Annotated in this window: 4 protein-coding genes, 1 tRNA gene and 1 pseudogene; 1 reads left to right on the top strand and 5 read right to left on the bottom strand. The window is 64.6% G+C overall.

Annotation, left to right across the window (positions count from 1 at the left end; all coding sequences use genetic code 11):
• Positions 1-1,068, bottom strand: a 1,068-nt coding sequence (locus QT222_RS06105) for a M20/M25/M40 family metallo-hydrolase (RefSeq protein ID WP_491476641.1), incomplete at its 3' end; no start/stop codon positions are given.
• An 85-nt stretch (positions 1,069-1,153) separates the two neighbouring features.
• On the opposite strand from QT222_RS06105, the gene QT222_RS06100 reads away from it, so the two are divergent.
• Positions 1,154-1,227 (top strand) — tRNA-Lys (locus QT222_RS06100).
• Positions 1,228-1,392: 165 nt separating this feature from the next.
• Here QT222_RS06100 and QT222_RS06095 read toward each other — a convergent pair.
• The 4 genes and pseudogenes from QT222_RS06095 to QT222_RS06080 all read right to left on the bottom strand — a co-directional run.
• Positions 1,393-1,704 carry a ferredoxin family protein gene (locus tag QT222_RS06095; protein ID WP_004059264.1) on the bottom strand — a complete coding sequence of 104 codons (312 nt, stop codon included), beginning with the start codon at positions 1,702-1,704 and terminating at the stop codon, positions 1,393-1,395.
• Entirely contained in the window at positions 1,701-3,074 is a 1,374-nt protein-coding gene (locus tag QT222_RS06090; protein ID WP_004059265.1) for an FAD-dependent oxidoreductase, read from the bottom strand. Before QT222_RS06090 ends, QT222_RS06095 begins: the two co-directional genes overlap by 4 nt.
• Entirely contained in the window at positions 3,071-4,084 is a 1,014-nt protein-coding gene (locus QT222_RS06085; RefSeq protein WP_491476640.1) for an electron transfer flavoprotein subunit alpha/FixB family protein, read from the bottom strand. The genes QT222_RS06090 and QT222_RS06085 overlap by 4 nt, the downstream gene beginning before the upstream one ends.
• Positions 4,085-4,510 (bottom strand): annotated as a pseudogene (locus QT222_RS06080) (electron transfer flavoprotein subunit beta/FixA family protein); the annotation flags it as partial.
• Positions 4,511-4,609 lie beyond the last annotated feature (99 nt).

Below are 4,609 nucleotides of genomic sequence, written 5' to 3'. Positions count from 1 at the left end.
CCCCCGCGGGGCGTCACTGAGGTCTCCTGCACGGCGTGCCGTGTGTAGTGCCTCGACGACCGGTTCGTCGGCGTCGATTTCGGCGGGTTCGACCGGCGCGGAGAAGCGCGGGAACGACGGCGGGCGCGCCGAGGGCCACTCGTCGTCTGCGGCGACGGTCGCCAGTCGGTCTTCGAACGCCTGTCCGCCCTCGGACACAGTCTCGCCCGGCGCAACACCCGGTCGCCACTCGGCAGTGAGCGTCCCCGCGACGCTGGACGCCCACGTTCCCGCCTCGACGCGACCCACACAGACCGGCCACGGAATCGGAAAGTCGTACAGCGGGTGCGAAACGTGTTCAGTGCGCTCCGTTTCGAGTTCGAAAAACGCCTCGCGAATGCGCTCGAACTTGGGCAGTACGTCGACACCGCGCCACCGCGAGGCCGCGTGGGCGGTCCGACCGGTGAGGTGGAGTCGCTTCATCACCGACCCTTCGGTGGCCAGAACCGGTTCGAGTTCCGTCGGCTCGGCCACCAGCGCGGCGTCTCGCTCGAAGGGGTACGGATTGTCCAGCGCGGCCGCCGCCGCCCCGATACCGCCTTCTTCTTCGCCGACGACGCTCTCGATGACGACCCGGCCGTCGAGGTCGAGGTCCCCGGCTTCGACGGCATCCCGGAGGTCTACTGCGGCGAAGACGCACGCCGAGACGCCGGATTTCATGTCGGCTGCGCCGCGAGCGCTGACGGTCACGCCATCGTCGTCCCAGCTGGGGGTAAACGGGTCGTGTGACCATAGTTCCGCGTCGGCGGGAACCACGTCGACGTGGCCGTTGAGGACGATGGTCTGTCCGGCGTCGGGGTCACCAAACTCGAAGACGCCGGCGACGCTCGGGCGGTTTCCGGTGTCGATGTCGTCGGGGTCGTCGGGAAACGACGGATGCTCAGCGAGTCGGACCGGGTCAGCAGTCCACTCGTACGTCTCGAAGCCGAGATCGTACAGTCGGTTTTTGAACCACTGCTGTGCCGGGGCCTCGGCGCGGGCGACGCTCTCGAACCGGAGGAAGGTGTCCACAAAGTCGCGCAGCTCCATGCATTGGTAGACGGCAACGGGGTACAAAGCAGTCGGGGGCGCGAAAATAAACGTTTATCAGTATCCCCATTTAAAGAGAAATCGAGGGCTGGTAGCTCAGTTAGGCAGAGCGTCTGGCTTTTAACCAGACGGTCGGGGGTTCAAGTCCCTCCCAGCCCGTTTCTACGACGTTCACGAGACGGAGAGCGTCTCGTGAGCAAACCAGAACGCTATGCGTTCTAGTGAGAACAAACGTGAGGAGTGAAACGGTTCTGAGGGACTTGAATCAGAGAGCGAGCGATGTGCTGAAGTAAAAATACGCACCGTAGCGTTGGAACCTCGTTGCTATCCCTGCTTGAACACGACGCCGCCGCCGGTCTTCGGATACGTCCACTCGACGTTATCGGAGGGACAGCCGAACCGACAGGTTCCGCATTCGAGACAGTTCTCGTAGGCAATCGACGGGACTCCGTTACTTCCTTCTTCGACGGTCCAGACCGCGGCCGGACAGACCTGCTCGCACTCGTTGGTCGTACAGTCGGTGCAAACGTCCGCGTTTTTGATGCCGAGGTGCGACTCGCCGGCGTCTCGGTATTTGACCGTGTAGAGACGGTCCTCGATACTAACGTCCGGAACGTGGGGTTGTACAGTGCTCATGATAACATCCTCCGGAACCGCCACGCGCGCTTTGCCGCGCCGAACCACCCGCCGGCCGCTTCGAGGAGGCGGTCGCGCGCCGCGTCCGTGTGCTCGTCTTTCGACGTGCGGTCCATCTTGAAGTACTCCGTCTCGGCATCGGCCAGCGCCCGCGGCAAGTCCTCGAAGAGGAACTGGCGGTCGTCGGCGATGGTCCCTTGGAACCAGTCGTAGTGCCGTAGGTTCTCCACGACGAAGGACTGTTCGAGGTCACGCGGATAGGCGACTAGCGCCGACTCGTCGCTTCGGTCGTCTTCGAGTGCAGCGGCAATTGCCTTCCCGGCGTGGTAGCCGCTTTCGACGGCCATGTTGGTCCCTTCGAGGTGGACGCCGCTGTTCAGCACCAGTCCGGCAGCGTCACCGACGACGACGGCCCCGTCGTGGACGAGGTCGGGCATCGCCTTGGCCCCGCCTTCGGGGATAACGTGCGCGGCGTACTCGGTCCGACGGGCACCACGAATCAGCGGCGCCACCGCGGGGTGCGATTCGAAGGCATCCAGCGTTTCTTCGGGTGTCTGGCCCTGCGCGGCGTCTTCGATGCGGTAGGCGATACCGACGCTGATGGTTCGTTTGTTCGTGTAGACGAACCCGCCGCCGACCGCTTGCCCGACGGCACCCTCGCCGAAGTAGTGGTAGGCTGCGCCAGCGTCGCCGTCGAGGCGGAACCGGTCGTCGATGGTCTCGCGGTCGAGTTTGAACACCTCTTTGACCGAGACGGCGACGTCTTCGCGGTCGGGTCGTTCTTTGAGGTCGGCCGCCTCGCTCACGAGTGAGTTCGCCCCTTCAGCGAGGACGACAACGGGTGCGCGAAGCTCCCCGTTCGGGCGGTCTGTTTCGACGCCGACGATGGTTTGCCCGTCGCGGAGGACGCCGGTGACGGTCGTTTCCGTGACGAGCGTTGCGCCGGCCTCAACAGCCTGCTTGGCGAACCACTCGTCGAACCGTCGCCTGAGGACGGTGTAGGAGTCGTTGTGCGGTTCGTCGTGCCACGCGCCGGGGCGTATCGAGACGGCCGTTTCGTCGCCGTCCGAGGTGAGCATCGAAAAGCGCTTTTCGGCGATGTACCGCTCCATCGGCGCGTCGTCGATATCGACCAGTTCGCGGATGGTCGGCGTGTAGAGCACGCCGCCGAAGACGTTCTTCGTCCCCGGTGCAGGGCCGCGTTCGAGCAGCAGGACGTCGAGTCCTTCGCGGGCCATCGTCAGCGCCGCGGCGGTCCCTGCGAGTCCGGCACCGACGACAATGGCGTCGTAGGCGTCGTTGTAATCCGGCGTTTCGGACTGCAACGTCGGCTGTTTGAGTTCGCCGCTTTCGGCTCCGTCGGCGCTCATGCTGCCACCTCCTGTTGCTCCCGAACCAGTTCCGTGAGCTTCGGAAGCACCTCGTGGAGGTCGCCGACGATACCGTAGTCGGCATGTTCGAAGATAGCCGCGTTCGGGTCGGTGTTGACGGCGACGACGACATCGCTGTCGTTCATCCCTTCGAGGTGCTGGACGGCACCCGAAATCCCGGCGGCGATGTACAGGTGCGGCCGGACGGTTTTCCCCGTCTGGCCGACCTGCCGGGCGGGTTCAATCCAGCCTTCGTCGACGGCGGCGCGACTCGCGGCGACTTCGCCGCCGAGCACCTCCGCGAGTTCGACGATGGGACCGACTTCGCCTTCGCACCCAGCACCGCCGGCGACGACAACGTCGGCGTCGGTGATGTCGACCACGTCGCTGACGACCCGTTCGAGAACGGTCGAGAGCGCGTCTTCCTCCGCGACGACGACCTCTACTTCCTCGACCGCTGCCGCACGTTCTACGTCGCTTTCGGTCGGTTCGCTCGTGTCGAAGACGCCAGCGCGGACCGTCGCCATCTGCGGCCGGTGTGCCGGACACTTGATGGTCGCCATGGCGTCACCGCCGAACGTTGGCCGACTGGCGAGGAGTAGTCCCTCGTCATCGACCGCGAGTTCGGTACAGTCGGCGGTGAGTCCGGCGTGTGCCGGGACTGCGACGCGGCCCGCGAAGTCGCGGCCGGTGTGCGTCCCGCCGATGAGGACGATACTCGGTTTTCGCGCTTCGACGAGCGCTCGGAACTGCTCGCCGTAGGGGTCCGCCCGGTAGGGTTCGAACACCGCGTCGTCGGCGAGAAGTGCGCGGTCCGCCCCGCGAGCCACCGCCTCCTCGGTGAGGTCGGAAACGTCGTCGCCCATGACGAGTGCGACGAGCGATTCGTCCGTCTCGTCGGCGAGTTCGCGCCCTTTCGCCAGCAGTTCCCACGAAACCGGTGCGGCCGTTCCGTCGTGCTGTTCGACGAACACCCAGACGTCTCGATAGTCGTCAGTCTCAATAGTCATTCAGCGCACCTCCGCGATGTACTCGTACAGTTCGTCGACGCTTTCGACGCGAATGCGCTCGCGCTCGACCGGCGTTGCGGTGTCCATCCCGCCGACTTTGGTCGGTGAGTTTGCGAGTCCGACGCGGTCTTCGATACCGAGGTCCGACGCGGACCACTCGACCGGTTCGAACTCGGTTTCGGCGAATATCTTCCGGTGCAATCCCGCGGGTCGCGGGCGGTTCGCGCCGAATTCCATCGCCACGACGACGGGCAGTTCGGCGGCCACTCGTTCGTAGCCTCCCTCAACGTCTCGTTTTCCGACGAGGACGCCGTCCTCGGGCCGGGGGTCCAGCGATTCGACGTAGGTGAGTTGCGACCAGCCGTTGTGAGCGGCGATTCCCGGCGGTACCTGCCCGGTCGAGGAGTCGGTGCTCTCCTCGCCGCAGTTGTCCTTCCTCTTATACACATCTGAAGCCGCCGACGATCTTACTCGCATTTTTTGTTATAGAACCCATAAAACTGATTATTATGATTCCAACAACTT

This window comes from Haloferax sp. s1 (assembly GCF_058382125.1).
This window is presented reverse-complemented; position numbering and strand designations above follow the sequence as displayed.